Source organism: Variovorax sp. 20P10.2.4 (assembly GCF_058244205.1).
In genome coordinates this window covers 1-1,624 of sequence record NZ_JBZAYE010001047.1, presented here as the reverse complement: position 1 = coordinate 1,624, position 1,624 = coordinate 1, and the positions used below count along the sequence as shown (strand labels likewise).

Annotated in this window: 3 protein-coding genes; all 3 read right to left on the bottom strand. The window is 73.5% G+C overall.

Annotated features, from left to right (window positions below; all coding sequences use genetic code 11):
* Positions 1 to 477, bottom strand: a 477-nt coding sequence (locus AC27VN_RS40915; protein ID WP_490880426.1) for a GlcG/HbpS family heme-binding protein, incomplete at its 3' end; no start/stop codon positions are given.
* Between the two features lie 123 nt (positions 478 to 600).
* A complete protein-coding gene (locus AC27VN_RS40910) occupies positions 601 to 1,230 on the bottom strand; it encodes a response regulator transcription factor (RefSeq protein WP_093341845.1) in 630 nt (209 codons plus the stop codon).
* Positions 1,227 to 1,624: ATP-binding protein (locus AC27VN_RS40905; protein ID WP_490880425.1), on the bottom strand; the 398-nt coding region annotated here is incomplete at its 5' end. The genes AC27VN_RS40905 and AC27VN_RS40910, both read right to left, overlap by 4 nt.

Below are 1,624 nucleotides of genomic sequence, written 5' to 3'. Positions count from 1 at the left end.
GCACTGGTCGTCGAGGTGGCCGCCGGGCGCGCCGCCCACGCCCACGGCACCGATCACCTCGTTGCCCGACTTCACGGGCACGCCGCCGCCCAGCAGCAGGAAGCCCGGCAGGTAGACCAGGTTCGCGGCGCCGGGGTTCTTCTGCGCGTTCTCCATCATGGCCTGCGTGGGGCTCTTGGCCGAAGCGGAGGTCCAGGCCTTGCGCTCGCTCGAGGCCAGCGTGTGCGGGCCGGCGTTGTCGGCGCGCTGCACGGCGCGCACGGTGCCGGCGCGGTCGACCACGGTGGCGGCCACGTTGTAGCCGTTGGCGGCGCAGGCGGCGACGGCCTCGGCGGCGATCTGGTTGGCCAGCGCGAGCGAGATGTTGCGCTCGGTGCGCACCGCGGCGGGCGCGGCGGTCTGGGCTTGGGCCAGGGTGGAGGCGGCCAGGCCGACGACGACGGCAGCGAGGGTGGCGAGGCGAAGCGACGAATGCATGAAAGGGGTCTCCAGTGAGTGGCGCCGGCCCGTTGCCGGCGGCTGCGCCACTGTAGGAAAGGCGCGCCGGCGCGGCCATTCGTACGGCTGCGGGCCGCGCTCCGTAGTTCTACGGAGCGCCGCTCAGGCCGCGTCGCCGTCGACCAGCAGCGCGTAGCGCCGGATCAGCTGCGCCAGCGAATCGCTCTCGAGCTTGGCGAACAGGTTCGCGCGGTGCGTCTCCACCGTGCGCGGCGACAGCGCGAGCTCGCGCGCGATCTCCTTGTTGGTGAGGCCGGCGACGATGAAGGCCAGCACCTCGCGCTCGCGCTCCGACAGCTGCGCGACCCGCTCGCGCGCCGCCTGGTCGGCCTGCGAACGCTCGCGCGAGCGCACGTGCTGGCGCACCGCCTGCTGCAGCGCCTCGAGCAGCTGTTCGTCGTCGACCGGCTTCTCGAGGAACTCGGCCGCGCCGGCCTTGAAGGCACGGCGGCACATCTCGACCGTGCCGTGGCCGGTCAGCATGATCACGGGCTGGTCCACGCCCTGCGCCACCAGCCGGTCGAGCACGGTGAGCCCGCCGATGCCGGGCATGCGCACGTCGAGCACGATGGCGCCGATGCCGCTGCGGTCGAAGCCCGCGAGAAAGGCCTGCGGATCGGCCCAGGCCTGCACGCGCAGGCCCACGGTGCCGATCAGCAGCGCGAGGCTGTCGCGCACGGCCTGGTCGTCGTCGATCAGGTGCACCAGCGGGGATTGGGGCTGGACGTTCATCGGGCGCTTTCGTCCAGCCGCAGCCGCAGGGTGAAGCGCGCGCCGCGCGGCAGCGCATGGGCCGCCTCGAGGCTGCCGCCCATGCCGCTGGCCAGCGTCTCGCTGAGGCTCAGGCCCAGTCCCAGGCCGCCTTCGCGCGTGCTGAAGAAGGGTTCGAACAGCCGCGGCAAGGCCTCGGGCGCGATGCCGCGGCCGCTGTCGACGATGGCCAGCGTGCCCTCCTGGCCCTGGCGTGCGAGCTCGACCTCGATGCGCCGTTCGCCCGCGGGCACGCCTTCGAGCGCCTGCAGCGCGTTCATCAGCAGGTTGTGCACGATCTGCTCGAGCGCCACCGGCTCGCCGAGCACGCGCAGCGGCGGCTGGGCCGCGGCATCGAAGCGCACCGCGACACCGC